General features: G+C 71.4%; 17 protein-coding genes and 1 pseudogene. All 18 read right to left on the bottom strand.

What is annotated here, in order from left to right:
- Nucleotides 1-52: 52 nt before the first annotated feature.
- The 18 genes and pseudogenes from BJ961_RS13445 to BJ961_RS13360 all read right to left on the bottom strand — a co-directional run bounded on the left by BJ961_RS13445 (nt 53) and on the right by BJ961_RS13360 (nt 20,362).
- Nucleotides 53-1,438: an aspartate aminotransferase family protein gene (locus tag BJ961_RS13445; RefSeq protein ID WP_271321539.1), complete on the bottom strand. Its 1,386-nt coding sequence runs from the start codon at nt 1,436-1,438 to the stop codon at nt 53-55.
- Nucleotides 1,439-3,366, bottom strand: a pseudogene (dxs, locus tag BJ961_RS13440) (1-deoxy-D-xylulose-5-phosphate synthase). It lies immediately after the preceding gene.
- 25 nt (nt 3,367-3,391) lie between these two features.
- Nucleotides 3,392-4,546 carry a flavodoxin-dependent (E)-4-hydroxy-3-methylbut-2-enyl-diphosphate synthase gene (ispG, locus tag BJ961_RS13435; protein WP_271321538.1) on the bottom strand — a complete coding sequence of 385 codons (1,155 nt, stop codon included), beginning with the start codon at nt 4,544-4,546 and terminating at the stop codon, nt 3,392-3,394.
- 4 nt (nt 4,547-4,550) lie between these two features.
- Nucleotides 4,551-5,573 (bottom strand): adenosyl-hopene transferase HpnH, encoded by a 1,023-nt coding sequence (gene hpnH / locus BJ961_RS13430; RefSeq protein ID WP_037772613.1) that lies wholly within the window; start codon nt 5,571-5,573, stop codon nt 4,551-4,553.
- Nucleotides 5,574-5,579: 6 nt separating this feature from the next.
- Complete coding sequence (locus BJ961_RS13425) at nt 5,580-6,221, bottom strand: phosphorylase family protein (RefSeq protein ID WP_271321537.1); 642 nt, start codon at nt 6,219-6,221, stop codon at nt 5,580-5,582.
- Nucleotides 6,221-8,260, bottom strand: a complete 2,040-nt coding sequence (shc, locus tag BJ961_RS13420; protein ID WP_271321536.1) for a squalene--hopene cyclase — start codon at nt 8,258-8,260, stop codon at nt 6,221-6,223. The genes BJ961_RS13425 and shc overlap by 1 nt, the downstream gene beginning before the upstream one ends.
- Before the next feature lie 121 nt (nt 8,261-8,381).
- Nucleotides 8,382-9,446, bottom strand: a complete 1,065-nt coding sequence (locus BJ961_RS13415) for a polyprenyl synthetase family protein (protein ID WP_271417038.1) — start codon at nt 9,444-9,446, stop codon at nt 8,382-8,384.
- 68 nt (nt 9,447-9,514) lie between these two features.
- On the bottom strand, nt 9,515-10,939 hold the full coding sequence (gene hpnE, locus BJ961_RS13410) for a hydroxysqualene dehydroxylase HpnE (RefSeq protein WP_271321535.1): 1,425 nt from the start codon (nt 10,937-10,939) through the stop codon (nt 9,515-9,517).
- Nucleotides 10,936-11,097 (bottom strand): DUF6380 family protein, encoded by a 162-nt coding sequence (locus BJ961_RS13405; RefSeq protein ID WP_271321534.1) that lies wholly within the window; start codon nt 11,095-11,097, stop codon nt 10,936-10,938. The genes hpnE and BJ961_RS13405 overlap by 4 nt, the downstream gene beginning before the upstream one ends.
- The gene (gene hpnD / locus BJ961_RS13400) at nt 11,094-12,044 is read right to left on the bottom strand and encodes a presqualene diphosphate synthase HpnD (RefSeq protein WP_381156496.1); all 951 of its coding nucleotides are present in this window, start codon (nt 12,042-12,044) and stop codon (nt 11,094-11,096) included. Before hpnD ends, BJ961_RS13405 begins: the two co-directional genes overlap by 4 nt.
- A complete protein-coding gene (hpnC, locus tag BJ961_RS13395) occupies nt 12,041-12,952 on the bottom strand; it encodes a squalene synthase HpnC (RefSeq protein ID WP_271321533.1) in 912 nt (303 codons plus the stop codon). The genes hpnD and hpnC overlap by 4 nt, the downstream gene beginning before the upstream one ends.
- 359 nt (nt 12,953-13,311) lie before the next feature.
- Nucleotides 13,312-14,091 carry an ABC transporter ATP-binding protein gene (locus BJ961_RS13390; RefSeq protein ID WP_271321532.1) on the bottom strand — a complete coding sequence of 260 codons (780 nt, stop codon included), beginning with the start codon at nt 14,089-14,091 and terminating at the stop codon, nt 13,312-13,314.
- Complete coding sequence (locus BJ961_RS13385; protein WP_271321531.1) at nt 14,084-15,013, bottom strand: ABC transporter permease; 930 nt, start codon at nt 15,011-15,013, stop codon at nt 14,084-14,086. Before BJ961_RS13385 ends, BJ961_RS13390 begins: the two co-directional genes overlap by 8 nt.
- A gap of 95 nt (nt 15,014-15,108) precedes the next feature.
- Entirely contained in the window at nt 15,109-15,981 is an 873-nt protein-coding gene (locus tag BJ961_RS13380) for a glycosyltransferase family 2 protein (protein ID WP_271417036.1), read from the bottom strand.
- An 8-nt stretch (nt 15,982-15,989) separates the two neighbouring features.
- Entirely contained in the window at nt 15,990-16,769 is a 780-nt protein-coding gene (locus BJ961_RS13375; RefSeq protein ID WP_271321530.1) for a CDP-alcohol phosphatidyltransferase family protein, read from the bottom strand.
- The gene (locus BJ961_RS13370; protein WP_271321529.1) at nt 16,747-17,808 is read right to left on the bottom strand and encodes an iron-containing alcohol dehydrogenase family protein; all 1,062 of its coding nucleotides are present in this window, start codon (nt 17,806-17,808) and stop codon (nt 16,747-16,749) included. Before BJ961_RS13370 ends, BJ961_RS13375 begins: the two co-directional genes overlap by 23 nt.
- Nucleotides 17,796-18,548, bottom strand: coding sequence for a phosphocholine cytidylyltransferase family protein (locus BJ961_RS13365; protein WP_271321528.1), 753 nt, complete (start codon nt 18,546-18,548; stop codon nt 17,796-17,798). Before BJ961_RS13365 ends, BJ961_RS13370 begins: the two co-directional genes overlap by 13 nt.
- Nucleotides 18,545-20,362: a DUF5941 domain-containing protein gene (locus BJ961_RS13360; protein WP_271321527.1), complete on the bottom strand. Its 1,818-nt coding sequence runs from the start codon at nt 20,360-20,362 to the stop codon at nt 18,545-18,547. Before BJ961_RS13360 ends, BJ961_RS13365 begins: the two co-directional genes overlap by 4 nt.
- Nucleotides 20,363-20,540 lie beyond the last annotated feature (178 nt).

Raw genomic sequence — 20,540 nt, 5'->3', positions numbered from 1 at the left:
CCGAATCTTGCCTGTTGGGCAAATTTCTTGCCTCACAGGCAAAGAGTCGGGCTCAGCGGTTGGCCACCGCCTGCTTGACCAGGGTCTTGCCGAAGTCCCACATCAGCCCCCCGCCGTTGTGCGCGTCCTCCATCACCTCGGTGAAGGCGTCGACGAACCGGTCGGCGTCGTCGGTGTCGATGATCAGCGGCGGGATCAGTTTGATCACCTCCAGGTGGTCGCCGGAGACCTGCGTCAGGATCCGGTGCCGTTGCAGCAGCGGCACCACCACCATCTGCGCGAACAGCCCCTTCCGCGCGGCCTGCAGCATCGTCCAGCGGCTGCGCAGCCCGAGGGAGCTGGGCCGGCCGAACTCGATGCCGATCATCAGCCCCCGCCCCCGTACGTCGGCGAGCAGTTCGTAGCGGTCCACCAGCGCCGCCAGCCGGGACTTCAGCCGCTCCCCCACCGCGGCGGCGTTCGCCACGATCTCCTCGTTCTCCATCACCGACAGCACGGCGAGCCCCGCCGCCATGGCCTGCGCGTTGGACCCGAAGCTCGCCGAGTGGACCTGGACGCGGTCCATCGAGGAGTACACCTTCTGGAAGATCCACTCCTTGCCGAGGGTGGCCCCCACCGGCACGTATCCGCCGGACAGCGCCTTGGCCACGCAGACCAGGTCGGGTTCGACGCCGTCCTCGTGCTGGTAGGCGTAGAACCTGCCGGTCCGGCCGAGGCCCGTCTGCACCTCGTCGGCGATCAGCAGCGCCTTGTGCCGGTGCAGCAGTTCCTGGGCGGCGAGCAGATAGCCGGGCGGCGCCTCGTGCACGCCCTTGCCCTGGACCGGCTCCACGATCAGCGCGGCGACGTCGCCCTTCTTCAGCTCCCGCGCCAGGGCCTCCAGGTCGCCGAGCGGCACCGCGGTGTCGGGCAGCAGGGGCGCGAAGCCCTTGCGGAACCCGTCCTCCCCGTTGACGGAGAGCGAACCGGCGGTGAGTCCGTGGAAGGCGTGCGCGCAGTACAGGATCCGCCGTCTGCCGGTCGCGTACCGGGCGAACTTCAGGGCGGTCTCGACGGCTTCGGTGCCGCTGTTGCCGAAGAAGACACGGTCCAGGTGAGGGCTGTAGGAGAGCAGCTTCTCGGCCAGCAGGCCGGGCAGCGGCGGGCAGTCGAAGCGGGTCAGGTCGGCGAGGGAGGCGTCGAGGACGTCGTGCAGCGCCTGGCGGACGACGGGGTGGTGGCGTCCCAGGCCCATGACGGCGAACCCGGCGAGCATGTCCAGGTAGTCGTTGCCGTCCGCGTCCCAGAAGTGCGCGCCCTCGGCCCGCTCGTAGACCTTGTCGAAGCCGATGGTGCGCAGCATGCGCGGCTGCTGGTGGTTGAGGTGCTTGGCGTGCAGCTCGTACCGCTCGGCTCCGCGCTCGGCCAAGAGCGCGGCGAGGTCGAACTCCTTGGTCATTCAGTTCTCTCCTTGCGCTGGCATGACGATCCGTCCGTCCCCGGACTCTTCCACCGCCTGCCGCCGGACGGCCAGACTCGCGCCGATCCGGCCGGCGATGTCGACGGGGGTGAGTCCGATGTCCGCGAGCAGTTCGGCGCGCTTGGCGTGCGCGAGGAACTGCTCGGGGATGCCGAAGCGGCGCACGGGGACGTCGACCTCGGCGTCGCCCAGCGCCAGCGCCACCGCCGAACCGACTCCGGCGGCGCGGCTGTTGTCCTCGACGACGGCCACAGGGCGTGCCCGGCGGCCAGCGGCGCGAGCGCCGGGTCGACGGGTTTGACCCAGCGCGGGTCGACGACGGTGCAGCCGATGCCGCGCGCCTCGAGCAGCTCGGCGGCCCCCAGGCACACGGGCGCCATCACGCCGACGGCCACGAGCAGCACCTCGGGCCGGTCCGCGGCGCGCAGGACGTCCATGCCGCCGACCCGGTCGACGGCGGGTACGGCGGGTCCGACGGACTCCTTCGGGAAGCGCAGCAGTGTCGGCGCGTCGTCGACGGCGACCGCTTCGCGCAGTTGGGCGCGCAGTTGGCCGGCGTCGCGCGGCGCGGCGATGCGCAGGCCCGGGACGGCCTGGAGGACGGACATGTCCCACATGCCGTTGTGCGAGGGCCCGTCGACGCCGGTGACGCCGGCCCGGTCGAGGACGAAGGTGACGCCGCAGCCGTGCAGCGCCACGTCCATCAGGAGCTGGTCGAAGGCCCGGTTGAGGAAGGTGGCGTAGACGGCGACGACGGGGTGCAGTCCGCCGGTGGCGAGGCCCGCGGCGGACACGGCGGCGTGCTGCTCGGCGATGCCGACGTCCCAGACCCGGTCGGGGAACCGCTCGGCGAAGGGGGCGAGGCCCACGGGGTGCAGCATGGCCGCGGTGATCGCCACGACGTCGTCGCGCTCCTCACCGATCCGGACGATCTCCTCGCCGAACACCGAGGTCCAGGACGGTCCGCCGGCCGGGCTCAGCGGCTCGCAGGTGAGGGGGTCCATCACGCCGACCGTGTGGAAGTGGTCCTCCTCGTCGCGCAGGGCGGGTTCGTAGCCGCGGCCCTTCTCGGTGAGGCAGTGCACCAGCACCGGCCCGTGGAAGCGCTTCGCGCGCCTGAGCGCCGACTCGACGGCACCGATGTCGTGCCCGTCGATGGGGCCGAGGTACTTCAGCCCGAGGTCCTCGAAGAGCCCCTGCGGGGCGAAGGCGTCCTTGAAGCCCTTCTTGGCGCCGTGCAGGGCCTCGTAGACGGTGTGGCCGACCACGGGTGTGCGCCGGAGCACGTCCTTGCCCCACGCCAGCACGCGCTCGTAGCCGTCGGTGGTGCGCAGGGTCGCCAGGTGGTTGGCGAGGCCGCCGATGGTCGGCGCGTACGAACGTTCGTTGTCGTTGACGACGATGATCAGCGGCCGGTCCCTGGCCGCCGCGATGTTGTTCAGCGCCTCCCAGGCCATGCCGCCGGTGAGGGCGCCGTCGCCGATGACGGCGACGACGTGGTCGTCGCGCTCCCTGACCTGGTTGGCCTTGGCGAGGCCGTCGGCCCAGCCCAGGACGGTGGAGGCGTGGCTGTTCTCGATGACGTCGTGCTCGGACTCCTCTCGCGAGGGGTAACCGGACAGGCCGCCCTTGCTCCGGAGTTTGGAGAAGTCCTGACGGCCGGTCAGGAGTTTGTGCACATAGCTCTGGTGGCCGGTGTCCCACAGGATACGGTCGTCCGGCGACTCGAAGACCCGGTGCAGGGCTACGGTGAGTTCTACCACGCCGAGGTTGGGTCCGAGGTGACCTCCGGTGCGGGCGACCGCGTGCACCAGGAAGTCACGTATCTCGTCGGACAGTTCACCGAGTTCCGCCTCGGACAGCGCCTTCAGGTCGCGTGGTCCCCGGATGGTCTCCAGAATCGTCACGCTCGGGCCCCCTTCGGTCCGCGTTTCAGCTCACGGTGACGGCCGGCTCCCCCGAGGCGCCGTCCTTCTCCATCTGCTCCGCGATCCTCATCGCCTCCTCGATGAGGGTCTCCACGATCTTCGACTCGGGTACGGTCCTGACGACCTCGCCCTTGACGAAGATCTGCCCCTTGCCGTTGCCGGAGGCGACACCGAGGTCGGCCTCGCGGGCCTCGCCGGGACCGTTGACGACGCAGCCCATGACGGCCACGCGCAGCGGGACCTCCATGCCCTCCAGACCGGCGGTGACCTCCTCGGCCAGCTTGTACACGTCGACCTGGGCACGGCCGCACGACGGGCACGACACGATCTCCAGCCGGCGCTCCCGCAGCCCCAGCGACTGCAGGATCTGGATGCCGACCTTGACCTCCTCGACCGGCGGGGCCGAGAGGGAGACGCGGATGGTGTCGCCGATGCCCCGGGAGAGCAGCGCGCCGAAGGCGACCGCCGACTTGATCGTGCCCTGGAACGCGGGCCCGGCCTCCGTCACCCCCAGGTGCAGCGGGTAGTCGCACCGGGCGGCGAGCTGCCGGTACGCCTCGACCATCACGACCGGGTCGTTGTGCTTGACCGAGATCTTGATGTCCTGGAAGCCGTGCTCCTCGAAGAGCGACGCCTCCCACAGGGCGGACTCCGCCAGCGCTTCCGGCGTGGCCCTGCCGTACTTCTCCAGCAGCCGCTTGTCCAGTGAACCCGCGTTCACGCCGATGCGGATGGGCGTGCCGTGGTCCTTCGCCGCCTTGGCGATCTCCTTGACCTTGTCGTCGAACTGCTTGATGTTGCCCGGGTTCACCCGGACCGCCGCGCAGCCGGCCTCGATCGCGGCGAACACGTACTTGGGCTGGAAGTGGATGTCGGCGATCACCGGGATCTGCGACTTCTCGGCGATCACGGCCAGGGCGTCGGCGTCGTCCTGGGTGGGGCAGGCCACGCGCACGATGTCGCAGCCGGACGCCGTCAGCTCGGCGATCTGCTGGAGCGTCGCCCCGATGTCGGAGGTGCGGGTCGTCGTCATGGACTGCACCGACACCGGGGCCCCGCCGCCGACCGCCACCGGCCCGACCTGGATCCGCCGCGACACGCGTCGCTCGGCGATCGGCCGGACCGGTACCTCGGGGAGGCCCAAGGAGATGGCGGTCACCTGGTCACTCCCGGTTCGAGGAGACGGTCTCGCGCATGGCGCGCAGGGACTCCTTGAGCGAGCCCATGGTGGCCAGGACGGCCGTGGGCTCGTACCCGCAGTGCGCCATGCAGTTGTCGCAGCGCGGGTCCTTGCCCCGGCCGTACTTGTCCCAGTCGGTCTTCTCGATCAGTTCCCGGTACGTCGGCACGTAGCCGTCGCTCATCAGGTAGCAGGGGCGCTGCCAGCCGAAGAGGGAGTAGTTCGGGATCGCCCACGCGGTGCACGGGAAGTCGACCTTGCCCTCGAGGAAGTCGAGGAACAGCGGGGAGTGGTTGAGCCGCCAGCGGGCCCGGTTGCCGCCCGAGAACGCCTTCTTGAACAGCTCGCGGGTCTGCTCCACGCCCAGGAAGTGCTCCTGGTCGGGTGCCTTCTCGTAGGCGTAGGCGGGCGAGATCATCATCTCGTCGACCTTGAGGTCGTCGTTGAGGAAGTTGAGCACCTCGACGATGGTCTGCGGGGTGTCGGTGTTGAAGAAGGTCGAGTTGGTGGTCACCCGGAAGCCGCGCCGCTTGGCCTCCTTGATGGCCTCCACGGCCTCGTCGAACACGCCCTCCTTCGCCACCGACTCGTCGTGCCGCTCGCGCAGCCCGTCGATGTGCACCGCGAAGGCGAAGTACGGCGAGGGCTTGAACTTGTCCATCTTCTTGCGCATGAGCATGGCGTTGGTGCAGAGGAAGACGTACTTCCGCTTGGCCACCAACTGCCGGACGATCTCGTCGATCTGCGGGTGCATCAGGGGTTCGCCGCCGGCGATGGAGACCATCGGCGCTCCCGATTCCAGCACCGCGCCCACGGCCTGGGCGACCGGCATGCGCTGTTTGAGCACTCCGGCCGGGTGCTGGATCTTGCCGCACCCCTCACAGGCCAGGTTGCAGGCGAAGAGCGGCTCCAGCTCCACGATGAGCGGGAACTTGTCCCGTCGGCGAATCTTCTGTTCGGCCAGGTATGTAGCGACCTTGATGGACTGGCGCAGCGGCATGGCCATCTGGGCTCACCTCCGGGGAAGCAACAAAGAACGGTGCCATTCGAAAAATGCGGGGAGAACGGATCGAAGGACGCGGAAGGCAGATATTCCACCGCGCACCGTGCCGATCCGGACGAGTTCGTGTTCTGGAGCGTCCACGACCACTCGGACGGCCGCAACCGGGCGCGGGCCCGTACGGACGGCGCCCAGGAGCGTGGCCGCGGACTCCATGTCCACGGCGATCGCGCCGGTCGCGAGCAGGTCGGCGCGTTCGGGGCCGCGGACGACGTGGTCCGAGCCGGTCAGCGGCCCGGTGTGGACGGTGCGCCCCGGTGCGGCTCGCGCGAGTTCCTTGACGAGCCGGTCGGTGCCGACGCACGCGACGGTGGAGCGCGGGTCCCGGGTCTCCTCGGCGACGACCAGGTCGCCGGGGTGCATCCCGGGGGCGAGTCCCGCGCAGAAGCCCGTGGCGAGCACGGCGGCGTCCTCGAGCGCCGGGTCGGCCAGGACCCGGGCGACCGAGCGTTCGGCCGCCTTCGGACCCATGCCGGTGCGCAGGACGGTGACCGGCCCGCCGGCGCCACCGGGGTCGCCGGTGCGCAGGGCGAGGTGCTCGATGCCGAGCGCGCAGGCGATCAGCAGCGGGGTCGGGCCGGTCCGCGGGTTCATCAGCTGCCCTTCACCTCGGTCACGGAGGCTTCGCCCACGGCGGGCCCTGGCGCCTTCTTGGCGAAGGGCTCGCCGTGGACGTACCGGCCGAGTGCGGTGAGCGGGAAGACCTGGCGGTAGAGGTTGTAGTTGATGGAGAAGTCCCACGGGAAGCCGGTGCCGGTGAAGTAGGGCTCGTCCCAGGAGCCGTCCTCCCGCTGGGTGGCCGCGAGCCATTCGACGCCGCGCTCGACGGTCTTGGAGTCCCGCTCCCCCGCCGCCAGCAGGGCCATCAGCGCCCAGCCGGTCTGCGAGGCGGTCGAGGCGCCCCGGCCGCTCCACTCCCGGACGTAGCGGTAGGAGCGCAGGTCCTCGCCCCAGCCGCCGTCCTCGTTCTGCACGGACTCCAGCCAGCGCACCGCGCGGCGGATGGCCGGGTGCGAGGTGGGCAGTCCGGCGGCGGTCAGGGCGGGGATCACGGATCCGGTGCCGTAGACGTAGTTGACGCCCCAGCGGCCGAACCACGAGCCGTCCGCCTCCTGGGCGTCGAGCAGCCACTGGATGCCGCGGCGGGTGCGCGGGTCGTGGGCGAGGCCCTCGACGGCGAGCATCTCGACGACGTGCGCGGTGACGTCCGCCGAGGGCGGGTCGATGACCTCGCCGAAGTCGCAGAACGGCAGCCGGTTGGGGAAGGCGCTGGTGTTGTCGACGTCGAAGGCGCCCCAGGCGCCGTTCTTCGACTGCATGCCGAGGTTCCAGCGCACCCCCCGGCCGATGGCCTTCTCCACCCGCTCCGGGTCGTGGTGCTTGACGCGGCGCAGGGCGAGGACCACTTCGGCGGTGTCGTCGATGTCGGGGTAGTTGTCGTTGTGGAACTCGAACGCCCAGCCGCCGGGCGGGAGTCCGGGGCGCTTCACCGACCAGTCGCCGGGGCGCACGATCTGCTCGCCGAGCATCCAGTCCGAGGCCTTGACCAACTGCGGGTGGTCCTCGGGCACTCCGGCGTCGGCCAGGGCGATGGTGGCCAGGCAGGTGTCCCACACCGGGGACTGGCAGGCCTCGATCATCCGGGCGCCGTCCTCGCGCCACACGGCGAAGCGGTCCAGCGACTCCAGGCCCGCGCGCATCACGGGGTGTTCGAGGTCGTAGCCCAGCAGGTAGAGGGCGATGACCGAGTACACGGCGGGAGGCTGGATGCCGCCCCAGCAGCCGTCGTTCTCCTGCCGCTCGATGATCCAGCGGCCGGCGCTGTTCATCGCGGCCTTCCGCAACCGGCGCGGGGCGACCTTGCGGTAGGCGTGCAGGGCCTTGTCGATGCGCTGGAAGGCGCCGTCCCAACTGGCCGCGGGTGCCAGGGGGCGCGGCGGGTTGGGGCGGGCCGGGTCGGTGTGCAGTTCGTCCAGCGCGAAGGGCGCGGGACGCACCGGACGCTTGGCGGAGACGACGGTGAGCGGCACGATGGTCTGCCGGGCCCAGCAGCCGAAGTCGTAGATGTTGAGCGGGACCCAGGTGGGGAAGTAGATGAGCTCCGGCGGGAGTTCGGGCAGGTCGTCCCACTTCCACCAGCCGAACAGGGCCAGCCAGATCCGGGTGAAGACGCGTGCGGAGGCGATGCCGCCGCGGGACCTGATCCACTCCGAGGCCCGCGCCATGTGGGGCGCGTCTGGCGAGTCGCCGGCCAGGCGGAGGGCGACGTAGGCCTCGATGGTCGTGGACAGTTCGCCGGGGCCGCCGTAGAAGGTGGCCCAGGTGCCGTCCTCGCGCTGCTCGCCGCGGATGAACAGCGCGGCGGCGCGGGTGGTCTCCTCGTCCTGGGTGCCGAGGAACTGACGCAGGAGCAGGTCTTCGGCGTCCATCGTGACGTTGGTCTCGAGGTCGCCCTTCCACCAGCCCTGGGCGTCCTGCTGGGAGAGCAGGAAGTCGGTGGCACGCCGGGTGGCGCGTGCGGCGGCTTCGGGTACCCCGGCCGCCGCGGCGGGGATCGTGATGTCGGTGTCGCTGGCCGAGGCTGCCAGGGGCCGCAGGGAGGCCCCGGTGCTTCCGTCGGTCGTCGCTGTCATGGCTTCCCCTTCGTGCAGTGTGCATACGGTGGTGCGTCTGCTGCGGGTCCGCCGTCGGCCGGTGATCGTGTGTCCACGACACCGGCCGGCGACTACGCGAGGGCTATTCGACCGATAATGATCATCTCTTTCGTACGACGACGAAGTCCGCGAGGGCCGTGAACCGGTCCCGAACCCGGTCGGGCATGTCGACGGCGTCGAGGGCTTCGATGGCGATGGTGTGCTGGCGGCGTGCCTCGTCGGCGGTCCACTCCCGCCCGCCCGCTTCCTCGATGAGGGCGGCGCGGGCCGCGAACTCCTCCTCGGAGAAGTTCGCGAAGTCACTGGCCTTGGCGTCGGCGGCGAGGATCTCGCCGAGCCGCTCGGAGGCGGGCCCGCCGGCCGCGAGGGCGGCGACGACCGGCAGCGACTTCTTGCGCTGGCGCAGGTCGCTCCAGGTCTGCTTGCCGGTGGCGTCCGGGTCGCCCCAGATGCCGAGCAGGTCGTCGACGGCCTGGAAGGCGAGACCCAGGTGGTAGCCGTACTTCTCGAGGATGTCGGCGGTGCGCTCGTCGGCGCCGCCGAGCACCGCGCCGATGGAGCTGGCGCAGGCGATCAGGGCGCCGGTCTTGTTGCCCTCCATCTCCAGGCACTCCTCGACGCTGACGCGGTCGCGGTGCTCGTAGGAGATGTCCTGGGCCTGACCGTCGATCAGGGACCGGCTGGCCGTGGTCAGCCGGCGGGTGGCGCGGCCGGCCTCGGCCGTGCCCAGTTCGAGCAGCACCTCGTTGGCGAGGGCGAACAGGGCGTCGCCGACCAGGATGGCCTGGGCGGGGCCGTGCACCTTCCAGACGGTGTCGCGGTGGCGGCGCTGCTCGTCGCCGTCCATCAGGTCGTCGTGCAGGAGGGAGAAGTTGTGGACCAGTTCCACGGCCACCGCTCCGGGCACGCCGGCCTCGGGCGAGGCGCCGGTGACCTCCGCGGACAGCACGGCGAGCGCGGGGCGCACGGCCTTGCCGCCGTCGCCGTCCGCGGGGTTGCCCTGGGCGTCGATCCAGCCGAAGTGGTAGGCGGCGACGGTGTCCATGGGAGGGGCCAGGCGGTCGACCGCCGCCCGCAGAACCGGCGTGGCCAGGGTCCGGCCGCGCTCCAGAAGCGCGGTCACGTCCACCGTGGTCCGTCGATCGGCCGTCGGGGCCGGGGGCACAGTGGGCACAGTCTTTCCTCCAGTTGCGGTACCGGGAGTGCGGGAGTCGGTCCCGCGCGGATCGGCTCTCACGCCGCCTCCTCGAAGAAATCGGGAAGGAGGCCGCGGGACCGGCCCAGGGTGCCGAGCGCGGCGGCCGCCGCCCCGACACCGCTGCGAACCGCACTCTCCATGGTCGCGGGCCACCCGGTGGCGGTCCACGCTCCGGCCAGATAGAGGCCGGGTGCCTTGGTACGGGCGCCGGGCCGGAGGCGGCCGACGCCGGGGGCGGGGGCGAACGTCGCGGTGCGCTCCCTGGTCACGAAGAAGTCCTTGACCTCGGCACCCCTGGTGCGCGGCAGCAGCCGCTCCAGTTCGGGCAGGTACCGCTCGCGCAGCGCGGCGACGGGCGCGTCGATCTCGTCCTGCGCGGTCGACTGCGACAGCGCCAGGTACTGCCCCTCCTTCAGTCCGGAGGCCTCGGTGCGGTCGAACACCCACTGCACCGGGGTGCCGAGGGCCGTGAGGAACGGTGTGGCGAGCACCTTGCGGTCGTAGACCACGTGGACGTTGAGGATCGGCGCGGTGCCGATCTCCAGAAGATTCTCCGGGGCGTCGAGCGCGCCGTCCGGCAGCAGGTCGTGCGCCTCGCGCTGGGGTACGGCGAGGACGACGGCGTCCGCTTCGAGCGTCTCGTCGGGAACCTGAACGCTCCAGCCGCCGTTCTCGTTTACGGAGACGGAGGTGACGCGTGTACGGACCTCGGTACGGACGCCCGCGGAGTCGAGCGCCTTGCGGGCCAGCCGGTCGTGCAGTTCGCCCAGCGGGACGTGGGCCCAGCCGATGTCGGCCGCTCCCGGGTCGGACAGCAGACCGGTCTTGAACACCATCGCGGCGAGCCCGAGCGAGGCGTCGCCCGCGACCGCGTTGAGGGTGGCGACCCCGACCAGGTCCCACAGGGCCTCGACGGCACGCGCCGACTGACCGTGCGCGGTCAGCCAGCTGCCGAAGTCCTGGGTGTCCAGGGTCGGATCGGCGAGGTCGAGTCCCTTCAGCGCGAGCGCGGCGCGGCCGACCGCGGCCCGTTCGGCGAGGGAGAGGTGCGGGTAGGTCGCCAGGCTGCGCCCCAGATGCAGGGGCACGGGCAGCGCGTCGCGCCGCAGTCTGCCGAGCCGGCGCCCTTCGGGCCGGTCCAGGTCGACCACGGGCACGTCGAGGCGGTCCTGCACCGGCGCGAGCGCCGCGCCGCCGATCCGGTCGAGGAACCAGCGGTAGGCGGTGCAGCAGCGCATGTACACGTGCTGGCCGTTGTCGACGGTGAGGTCGCCGCGCTGGAAGGAGAAGGCGAGCCCGCCGAGGCGGGGGCGCCCTTCGAGCAGGGTGACGCGCACACCGGCGTCGGCGAGCGCGAGCGCGCTGGTGACTCCGGCGAGTCCGCCGCCGACGACCACGGCATGCCTGCCGGGGCGGAGGGCGGAAACGTCCGCGAGCTGCCCGCCGTTGCCCTGCGTCATGGTGCGCCCTTCCCTGTCCGGTCGGCGTGGTGTGTGAACGGCGTACGGCTGACCGTCTCAGTCAGGGACGCCGACCGCCACCGGAGGGTTGCCCGCCGCTGCCCGACGGTGGTTGCGCGAGGGCCCTGGGTGTCGAGTGTGCCCGGTGTGTCCGTCACGCGCGCCTCCTGACGGCTCGCCGGGTGACATGCCGGGTGTCGAGCCCGGACAGGCCGCGCACGGCGACGTACGCCTTCTCGCGTCCGGGGAGCGAGACCCGGCCGCGCAGCACGGCCTCCGGGTCGCGCTCGATGCGGTCCAGCAGGCGGCGGTAGATGCCCGCCATGGCGGCCACGCAGGCCCCGCTGCGCCGGTCGAGCATGGGCAGCAGCCGGTATCCCTCGGCGAAGAGGGCGCGGGCCCGGCGCACCTCGAAGTGCACGAGCCCCGCGAAGTCGGAGCCCGCGGGAGGTGTCGGCCCGTTGAACCCGGCCGAGCAGCCGAACTTGGCGAGGTCGTCGGCGGGCAGGTAGGTGCGCCCGCCCTCGGCGTCCTCCCGGACGTCGCGCAGGATGTTGGTGAGCTGCAGCGCGAGCCCGAGCGTGTCGGCGTACTCCGGCGCGCGTTCGGCGCCGCGCGCCCCCGGTTCGGTGCCGAACACGCCGAGCGAGAGGCGGCCGATGGCGCCGGCCACGCAGCGGCAGTAGACCTTCAGGTCGTCCCAGGTCTCGTAGGTCTCGCCGCGCAGGTCCATCTGGACGCCGTCGATCAGCTCGTCGAGACCGCCGAGCGGGATCGGGAACTGGCGGGCCGCGTGGGCGAGGGCCACGGCGACCGGGTCCGTGTCGTCCTCGTCGACCGCGCCGTCGTGGATCCGGGCGAGGACGGTCCGCGTCTCGTCCAGCCGGGCGACCTTGACGTCGGCCGGCAGGACCCCGTCGCCGATGTCGTCGACGCGGCGTGAGAACGCGTACAGCGCCGACATCGCCCGCCGCTTGGGCGTGGGCAGCAGCCGGATGCCGTAGGCGAAGTTGCGTGCCTGCCGGCCGGTGACGGCCTCGCAGTAGCTGTAGGCGGCGAGCACCGGCGCCGGCATGTTCGCTGACGACTCCACGGGCTGGATCACCCCTCTCCTCGCAGGACCAGGCCCGCTTCGCGCAGCAACCGGACCTTGCCGGGCTTGGGCGGGCCGGGAAGTACGTCGTATCCCGCCGCGGCGATCGCGTGGAGCGCCGCCCTTCCTCCCGCCACGAACCCCGCCAGCAGCACCCGCAGCCTGCCGTGGACGCTACCCACCAGGGGGGCTCCTTCATTCAGCAGGTCGCGTGCGCGCCCGGCCTCGTAGGCGATCAGCGCGCGCACGGACGCGTTGGCGGTGGGGGCGGCGAGGTCCGCCTCCCGCACGTGGAAACGTTTCATGTCCTCGGCGGGCAGGTAGATCCGGTCCCGTCCGAGGTCCTCGGCGACGTCCTGGAGGTGCTCGACGATCTGCAGGGCCGTGCAGACGGCGTCGGAGCGGCGGATCCGTTCGGGGGTCGCGGTTCCGGTGACGGCGAGGACGAGGTGGCCGACCGGGTTGGCGGACAGCTCGCAGTAGGCGAGGAGGTCGTCGTAGGTCTCGTACCGTGCGACCAGCTGGTCCTGGCGGTTGGCGGCGATCAGGCCGAGGAAGGGCGCGGGGGTCAGCGAGCGGCGGCGCACGGTGGGCGCCAGGCGGCGCAGCAACGGGTGACGGGGCGGGCCGTCGGCGCCGTCGAAGACCCTGCGCAGGTCCTCCTCGAAGGCGTCCAGCATCAGCACCCGGTCGTCGGCGCGGTCCCCGGGGACGCCGAGGAGGCGGGCGTCCGCCCCGCCGGGCGCGAGGTCTCCGTCGCCGATGTCGTCGACGAGGCGGGCGAAGCCGTACACGGCCATGAGGTCGGTGCGCCAGTCGCGGGGCAGGAAGAAGGGGGCGACGGGGAAGTTCTCGTCGGCGGCCTTGGCGAGGGTGGCGCGCTCCGGGTCGGCGGCGTGCGCCGTGTCGGTGACCGTCATCGCGGGCTGCCCTGGACGGGGACGGCGCACGTTTCGCGGAGCTGGGGAGTTTCCGTCGCCATTGCCGTCACATCTCCCGTTCTACACTGCCGACCCAATACACACTATTTCGGACACGCCGCCCCGCCACCCGCGCGGCAGGCCCGCTCGAGGGTGTCGGGCATTATCGCCCCATGTGCCGCGTTTCAGGACCGGTACAGCTTACGTTGTACAACTCACGGGCGTCCGTCGGGGTGCACAGCGCATCACAACAACACACCGATTGACTTCAAGATTCCTGAGAACGCCAGGAGTTGACGTTTCCTTTGCAGACGCCGGGCCCCGCCGGAACAGTTGCGGCGAGGCCCCGGCGTGTCGGACTACTTGCCCGTGAACTTCTCGTACTCCTTGAGCACCTCGTCGGTCGGACCGTCCAGCCGCAGCTCGCCGCGCTCCAGCCACAGGACCCGGTTGCAGGTGTCGCGGATGGACTTGTTGTTGTGACTGACCAGGAAGATGGTGCCGGCCTTCTTCTTCAGTTCCCGGATGCGTTCCTCGGAGCGGGTCTGGAACTTGCGGTCGCCGGTGGCCAGCGCCTCGTCGATCATCAGGACGTCGTGGTCCTTGGCGGCGGCGATGGAGAACCGCAGCCGGGCGGCCATGCCGGAGGAGTACGTGCGCATCGGCAGGGTGATGAAGTCGCCCTTCTCGTTGATCCCCGAGAAGTCGACGATCTCCTGGTAGCGCTCCTTGATCTGCTCGCGGCTCATGCCCATGGCGAGGCCGCCGAGGATGACGTTGCGCTCGCCGGTCAGGTCGTTCATCAGGGCCGCGTTCACGCCGAGCAGCGAGGGCTGGCCGTCGGTGTAGACCTTGCCGCGCTCGGCGGGCAGCAGGCCGGCGATGGCCCGCAGCAGGGTGGACTTGCCGGACCCGTTGGAGCCGATCAGGCCGATGGCCTCGCCCCGGTAGGCGGTGAAGGAGACGCCGCGCACGGCGTGCACCTTGCGCACGCCCCGCTCCTCGCCCCTCTTGAGTATGCGGCTCAGCGCGGCGGTCGCGCTGCCCTTGCCGGACTTGGCGCCGTTGACGCGGTAGACGATGTGCACCTCGTCCGCGATGACCGTCGGCACCCGCTCGTCCTGCTGCTGTTCAGCCACGGCCGTACCTCTCCTCTGCCTTCCAGAAGTACACGAAGCCGCCGACGGCGAGGACCACGGCCCAGCCGAGCGCGACCGCCCACACGTGCGGCGGCAGGTTCCCGGAGCCGTACCCGTCGATCAGGGCGAAGCGCATCAGGTCCATGTAGACGGCGGTCGGGTTCCACTGGAGCATGTCGGCGATCCAGGACGGCTTGCCCTGCAGCATGATCGGGATGGAGAACATGACGCCCGACGCGTACATCCAGGTCCGCATGATGAACGGCATCAGCTGGGCCAGGTCCGGTGTCTTGGCCCCCATCCGGGCCACGACCAGGGCGATGCCCACGTTGAAGAGGAACTGCAGGACGAGCACCGGGACGGCCAGCAGCCAGGACAGCGACGGGTAGCTGCCGAAGCCGATGACCACGGCGAACAGCACGATCATCGAGGCCAGCAGTTGCTGGAGCTGCTGGAGCGCGAACGAGACCGGCAACGAGGCGCGCGGGAAGTGCAGGGCCCGCACCAGTCCCAGGTTGCCGGAGATCGCGCGCACGCCCGCCATCGCCGAGGACTGGGTGAAGGTGAAGACGAAGACACCCGTGACCAGGAACGGGATGTAGACGTCCTTCGACATGCCGCGGCCCGCGTCGAGGATCAGGCCGAAGATCAGGAAGTAGACGGCCGCGTTCAGCAGCGGAGTGGCCACCTGCCACAGCTGGCCGAGCTTCGCCTGGCTGTACTGAGCGGTCAGTTTCGCCTGGGAGAAGGCGATGATGAAGTGCCGCCGCCCCCAGAGCTGACGGACGTACTCCACGAGGGAGGGTCGGGCACCGCTCACCGACAGCCCGTGCTTGGCTGCGAGCCGGGCCGGTGTGAGGCCCTCGTCGGGCGACACGGGCTTGGCCATGGCGACCGTGCCGTCGTGCGTTGTCTCACTCACTGGTGGAAACTTTCGTCTTCGAAAATGCTCGGCCGCGCGGGCCTGGCATGGACCTGTTGGCCCCGGGCGGGGCCGGAACGCTCGGTACGAGCTTGTCAGATCACCGGGGGACGGCCCAGCCGGGTCAGGCGCCACACCGTACGCCACCGCATGGGGCGGCGAGGACCGCAGGGCTTGGCCCAGCCCTCGCGGAAGCCGCCGAACCATGCCTTCAGGGCCGGCCGGGAGGGGCGGCGCAGCAGGGTGAGCAGCATCCAGACGCCGAGGTAGACCGGGACCAGGAGGGCGGGCAGGTTGCGGCGGGCAAGCCAGACGCGGTTGCGGGCGACCATGCGGTGGTAGACCGCGTGCCGCGAGGGCGCCGTGGTCGGGTGGTTGAGCACCATGTCGGACCGGTAGTCGATCATCCAGCCCGCGTCGAGGGCCCGCCAGGCCAGGTCGGTCTCCTCGTGTGCGTAGAAGAACGCGTCCGGCAGCCCGCCGACCTGCGCGAGGACGCGGGTGCGGACGGCGTTGGCGCCGCCGAGGAAGGTGGTGACCCGGGAGGAGCGCATCGGGTCGGAGGCGCGCAGCCGCGGGACGTGCCGGCGCTGGGTCTCACCGGTGTCCGGGTCGGCGATGCGGAAGCTGATGATGCCCAGCTCGTCGTCGGCCGCGAAGGCCTCACGGCACAGCTCCGCGGTGTCGGCGCGGGCGAGCAGGCCGTCGTCGTCGAGGAAGAGCAGGACGTCGACGTCCTGGCCGCCCGGTCCGAATGCCTCGATGCCGACGTTGCGGCCGCCGGGGATGCCCAGGTTCTCGGGCAGCTCGACGGTGCGCACGCCGTCCGGCACCTCGGGGACGGGCGAGCCGTTGCCGACCACGACGACCTGGACCGGGTCGCCGTCCTGTCCCGCCACCGAGTCGAGCAGGGCGCGCAGTTCCTCGGGGCGGTTGCCCATCGTGATGACGACGGCGCCGACCTTCATGGGCGTACTCACTTCAGCCTGCTGGAGGCGAGGACGGACACCAGGTGCAGCAGGGTCTGCAGGAGCGCGATGCCGGCGAGGACGGCGGTGCCGAGGCGGGTGAAGAACAGGTCGCCGCGCACCTGGTCGACGATCGCCAGGAGCAGGATCAGCAGGGACGCCTCGATGCCGAGGATCAGCCGGTGGAACTTGAGCGCCCCGGCGGCCCGGCGGGCCAGCGCCATGCCGGAGGAGCGGATCTCGGAGGCGGCCTCCTTGACCGGGGGCATCCCGTTCTGGTGCCGGGCGACGCCCACCAGGTCGGTCTCGGCCTTGATCAGGATGGCGCCGAGCGCGGCGAGGGTGCCGAGGAAGGCCCACAGCCAGTCGATGCGGCCGGTGCCCCAGATGTCGGCGGCGCGCATGCCGAGGCCGACCAGGACCGCGGCGTCGGTCAGGTAGGCACCGACCCGGTCCAGGTAGACGCCGCCGAGGGAGTACTGCTTGCGCCAGCGCGCGATCTCGCCGTCGACGCAGTCCAGCAGCAGGTACAGCTGGACGGCGACCACGCCGAGCACGGCGCCCGGAATGCCCGGCACCAGCAGGGCCGGGGCCGCGAGCACGCCGCAGACGGTCATCAGGTACGTGAGCTGGTTGGGCGTGATCCTGGTGTTCACCAGGTAGCGGTCGATCCGCAGCGAGACCTCGCGCATGTAGAGGCGTCCCGCCCAGTGCTCGCCGCTGCGCCGGTCCTTGACCCCCGCGGGATGGACGACCGGGCGTAGTTCAGCTACCGATGGCCTTGACATAGTCGGCGTACAGGTCCTTGATCTGGTCGGTTTCGAGGTCGAGGTGTTCGAGGATCGTGTAACGGCCGGGGCGCGTCCGGGGGGCGAACTCCACGGCCCGGAAGAACTCCTGGGGCGTGAACCCCATCTCCTCGGGCAGCACCGGCAGGCCGTGCCGGCGCAGCACCTCGGCCATGTGGGAGGACTCCTCGTGGGCTCCGCGCAGGAACATCGCGAAGGCCGCGCCCATGCCGCACTGCTCGCCGTGGGCGGCAGCACGCTCGGGGAAGAGCAGGTCGAAGGCGTGGTTGATCTCGTGGCAGGCGCCCGAGGAGGGCCGTGAGTCGCCGGAGACCGACATGGCGATGCCGCTGAGCACCAGTGCCTCGGCCAGCACCTGGAGGAAGTCGTGGTCGCCGATGCCGCCCGGGTGCCGGAGCACGGCCTCGCCGGCCTGGCGGGCCATCGCGGCGGCCAGGCCGTCGATGCGCTCGCCCTTGACGCGGTTGGCCAGCTCCCAGTCCGCGATCGCGGAGACGTTGGAGACGGCGTCGCCGATGCCGGCGCGCACGAAGCGGGCCGGGGCGGCGCGGATGACGTCCAGGTCGATGACGACGGCGATCGGGTTCGGCACGCCGTACGAGCCGCGGCCCGCGTCGTTGTCGAGGGTGGCGACCGGCGAGCACAGACCGTCGTGCGCGAGGTTGGTGGGCACGGCGACCAGCGGGAGGCCGATGCGCGCCGCCGCGAACTTGGCGCAGTCGATGATCTTGCCGCCGCCGAGGCCGACGACCGCGTCGTAGTGGCCGCCCTTCATGGCGCCGGCCAGCTTGATCGCGTCGTCCAGGGTGCCGCCGCCGACCTCGAACCAGTCGGCGCCGGGCAGGGACGGGGCGACGCGCTCGCGCAGCCGGGCGCCGGAGCCGCCGCTGACGGCGACGGCGAGCTTGCCCGAGTGGGAGATGCGCTCGTCGGCGAGGACGCATCCCAGGTCGTCGAGGGCACCCGCGCGGATGTCCACGACGACCGGCGACGGGATGAGCCTCGTCAGTACTGGCACGCGATCTCCCTGCCCTTGGCGAGGTCGTCGTGGTTGTCGATCTCGACCCACTTGACGTCGCCGATCGGGGCCACGTCGATCGTGAAGCCGCGGTTGACGAGCTCCTGGTAGCCGTCCTCGTAGTACAGCTGCGGGTCGCGCTCGAAGGTGGTCTTCAGCGCGTCGGCCAGCTCCGCGGCGGCCTCGCCCTCGATGAGGGTGACGCCGATGTACTCGCCGGTCGCGTCGGCCGGGTCCATCAGCTTGGTGATGCGCTGCACGCCCTTGTCGGGGTCGACGACGACCTTCATCTCCTCCTCGGCGAGGTTCTTCACCGTGTCGAGGGCGAGGATGATCTTCTTGCCGTCGCCGCGGGCGGCGAGCAGGGTCTTCTCGACGGAGACCGGGTGCACGGTGTCGCCGTTGGCGAGGATCACGCCGTCCTTGAGGGCGTCACGGCCGCACCACAGGGAGTAGGCGTTGTTCCACTCCTCGGCCTTGTCGTTGTCGATGAGGGTGAGCTTGACGCCGTACTTCTGCTCCAGCTCCTCCTTGCGGTCGTACACGGCCTCCTTGCGGTAGCCGACGATGATCCCGACCTCGGTCAGGCCGACCTCGGCGAAGTTCGCCAGCGTCAGGTCGAGGACCGTGATGCTGTCCTGAGCGTCCTCGGGGCCGACCGGGACCAGTGCCTTGGGCAGGGTGTCGGTGTAGGGGCGCAGACGGCGTCCGGCGCCGGCCGCCAGCACGAGGCCGATCATGCGGGTTCTCCTTCGTCGTGTACGGCGGGTGCGCCGACCTTGTGGGCGGCGACCCAGAAGCGGATGCTCTCGACGAGCACCACGAGTGCCACGGCCACGGCGAGGACCGTGAGCGCGACCTTGAACTGTGTGGCGGTGAGCAGCAGGGCCAGCACGGTGATCACCAGCGTGCGGCCCTCGTGTCCCCCGACCGTCCGCACCAGCCACCGCGGCGGCGCGCCCGCGTCACCGCGGATGCGGTAGACCGTGTCGTAGTGATGGTAGGCGACCGCGGCCACCAGCCCGAAAGCCGCCGGAAGGGCCCCGTTCACGTCGGCCTTCGCCGCCAGCACCAGGACCGTGAGGTACTCGGCGGCCCGGAAGAACGGCGGGACCAGCCAGTCGAGGGCGCCCTTGAGGGGGCGGGCGACGGCGAGGGCGGAGGTCAGTACGTAGACGACGGCGGCGACGAGCAGCCAGGGGGTGCCGAAGTCGGTGAGCGCGGCGGTGGCGACGACGGCGGCGCCGCCGAGGAGGGCGACGGCGGGGGCGGTGAAGCCGGGCAGGCGGCGCGCGGTGCGGCGCAGGCCGTTGGCGGCGGCCTCGGCGAGCGGTCCCGAGTCGGCGAGGTCGGCCAGTGCCGCGGCGGCCCGGTCCGTCCGGGTGGCCTTGCGGGTCAGCGAGCGCAGGACGCGGCCGGCGGTGGTGTACGTGGCGGCGAACGCGCAGCCGACGAGCAGTGCGTAGAAGGTGACGCGCGGCGTGGTGAGCGCGGTCAGGACGGCGATCATGGCCCAGCGTTCGCCGATCGGCAGGACGATCATGCGGCGCACCCAGACCGTCCAGCCGACGCTGTCCAGCTTGTCGGAGAGGGCGGCGGTGGGGCTGGTGTTGGCCGAGGCGTCGTGATTGGCCTCGTTGAAGGAGAAGTCGACGACGTGCCGGCAGGTCTGCAGGACCATGGCGCCGAGCGCGAGGGCCCATACGTCGTCGCCGCCGCGCGCCGCGCCGAGGGCGAGGCCCGCGTAGTAGGCGTACTCCTTGGCGCGGTCGAAGGTGGCGTCCAGCCAGGCACCGAGTGTGGAGTACTGCAGGGAGTAGCGGGCGAGCTGTCCGTCGGTGCAGTCGAGGACGAAGGAGGCGATGAGCAGGACCCCGGCGGCGACGAACCCGCCGCGGGTACCGGTGGCGGCGCAGCCGGCCGCTATGAGCGCGGTGATCAGCGAGGCGGTGGTGACCTGGTTGGGCGTCAGGCCCCGGCGCGCGCACCAGCGGGCGATGTAGCGGGAGTAGGGGCTGATGAAGTGGGTGGTGACGAAGCCGTCGCGGGCCTTGACCGCCGACTTCAGGCGTACGGCCTCGTCGTCCACGGCGGCGACGGCCTGCCGTGACTCGTTGCGGGCCTGCGGGTCGGCGGGGACGGCGGCGACGAGGCTGCCGAGTTCGGGGCGGTGCACGTCGGCGCCGTCGGCGTCGAGGGCGGCGGTGATCCGGTCGGCGAGGCTGTCGACGTCCAGCGCGGTGCCGCCGCCCGAGGAGTTCTCGCGGGCCATCGCACGGGTCAGCGCCTGGCGGGCGTCCGGCTGCGCGGTCACGGCGCCCGGTACGGCGGCGAGCGGGAAGCGGGGGTCGGTGAGGCCGAGGCGCAGCGCGTGCACGTGGCCCACGAAGCGGGCGTCGACCACGGCGACGCGTTCCCCGCCGGGCACCCGGGCCAGCAGGGTCTCGGTGTCGGCGGCACCGGTGGCGAGGTGCACGTCGAAGCCCAGGGACCGCAGCTCGTGCTCGATGGACGAACCGGGGACCGGCTGACCGGTGAGGATGGCGGTCGACAACCGAACTCACTCCCTGGTGCCGGCGCCTCGGCGCCGGTCCTGTGCATGGTGGAGCGCCCGTGCCTGCGGCACCCGGGCGGCATGTCGGCAGAGGTTATCGGATGCCGGGAACGCCGCGTTCACCGCCCGTTTCACGGTCGGTCGACGCCACGTGCGCCCGCCTTTGCCGCGATCATCA

It is taken from the genome of Streptomyces lienomycini, from assembly GCF_027947595.1.
GTDB lineage: Bacteria > Actinomycetota > Actinomycetes > Streptomycetales > Streptomycetaceae > Streptomyces > Streptomyces lienomycini.
Note: the sequence above shows the minus strand (reverse complement) of the source record. Positions and strands in the feature narration are given on the sequence as shown.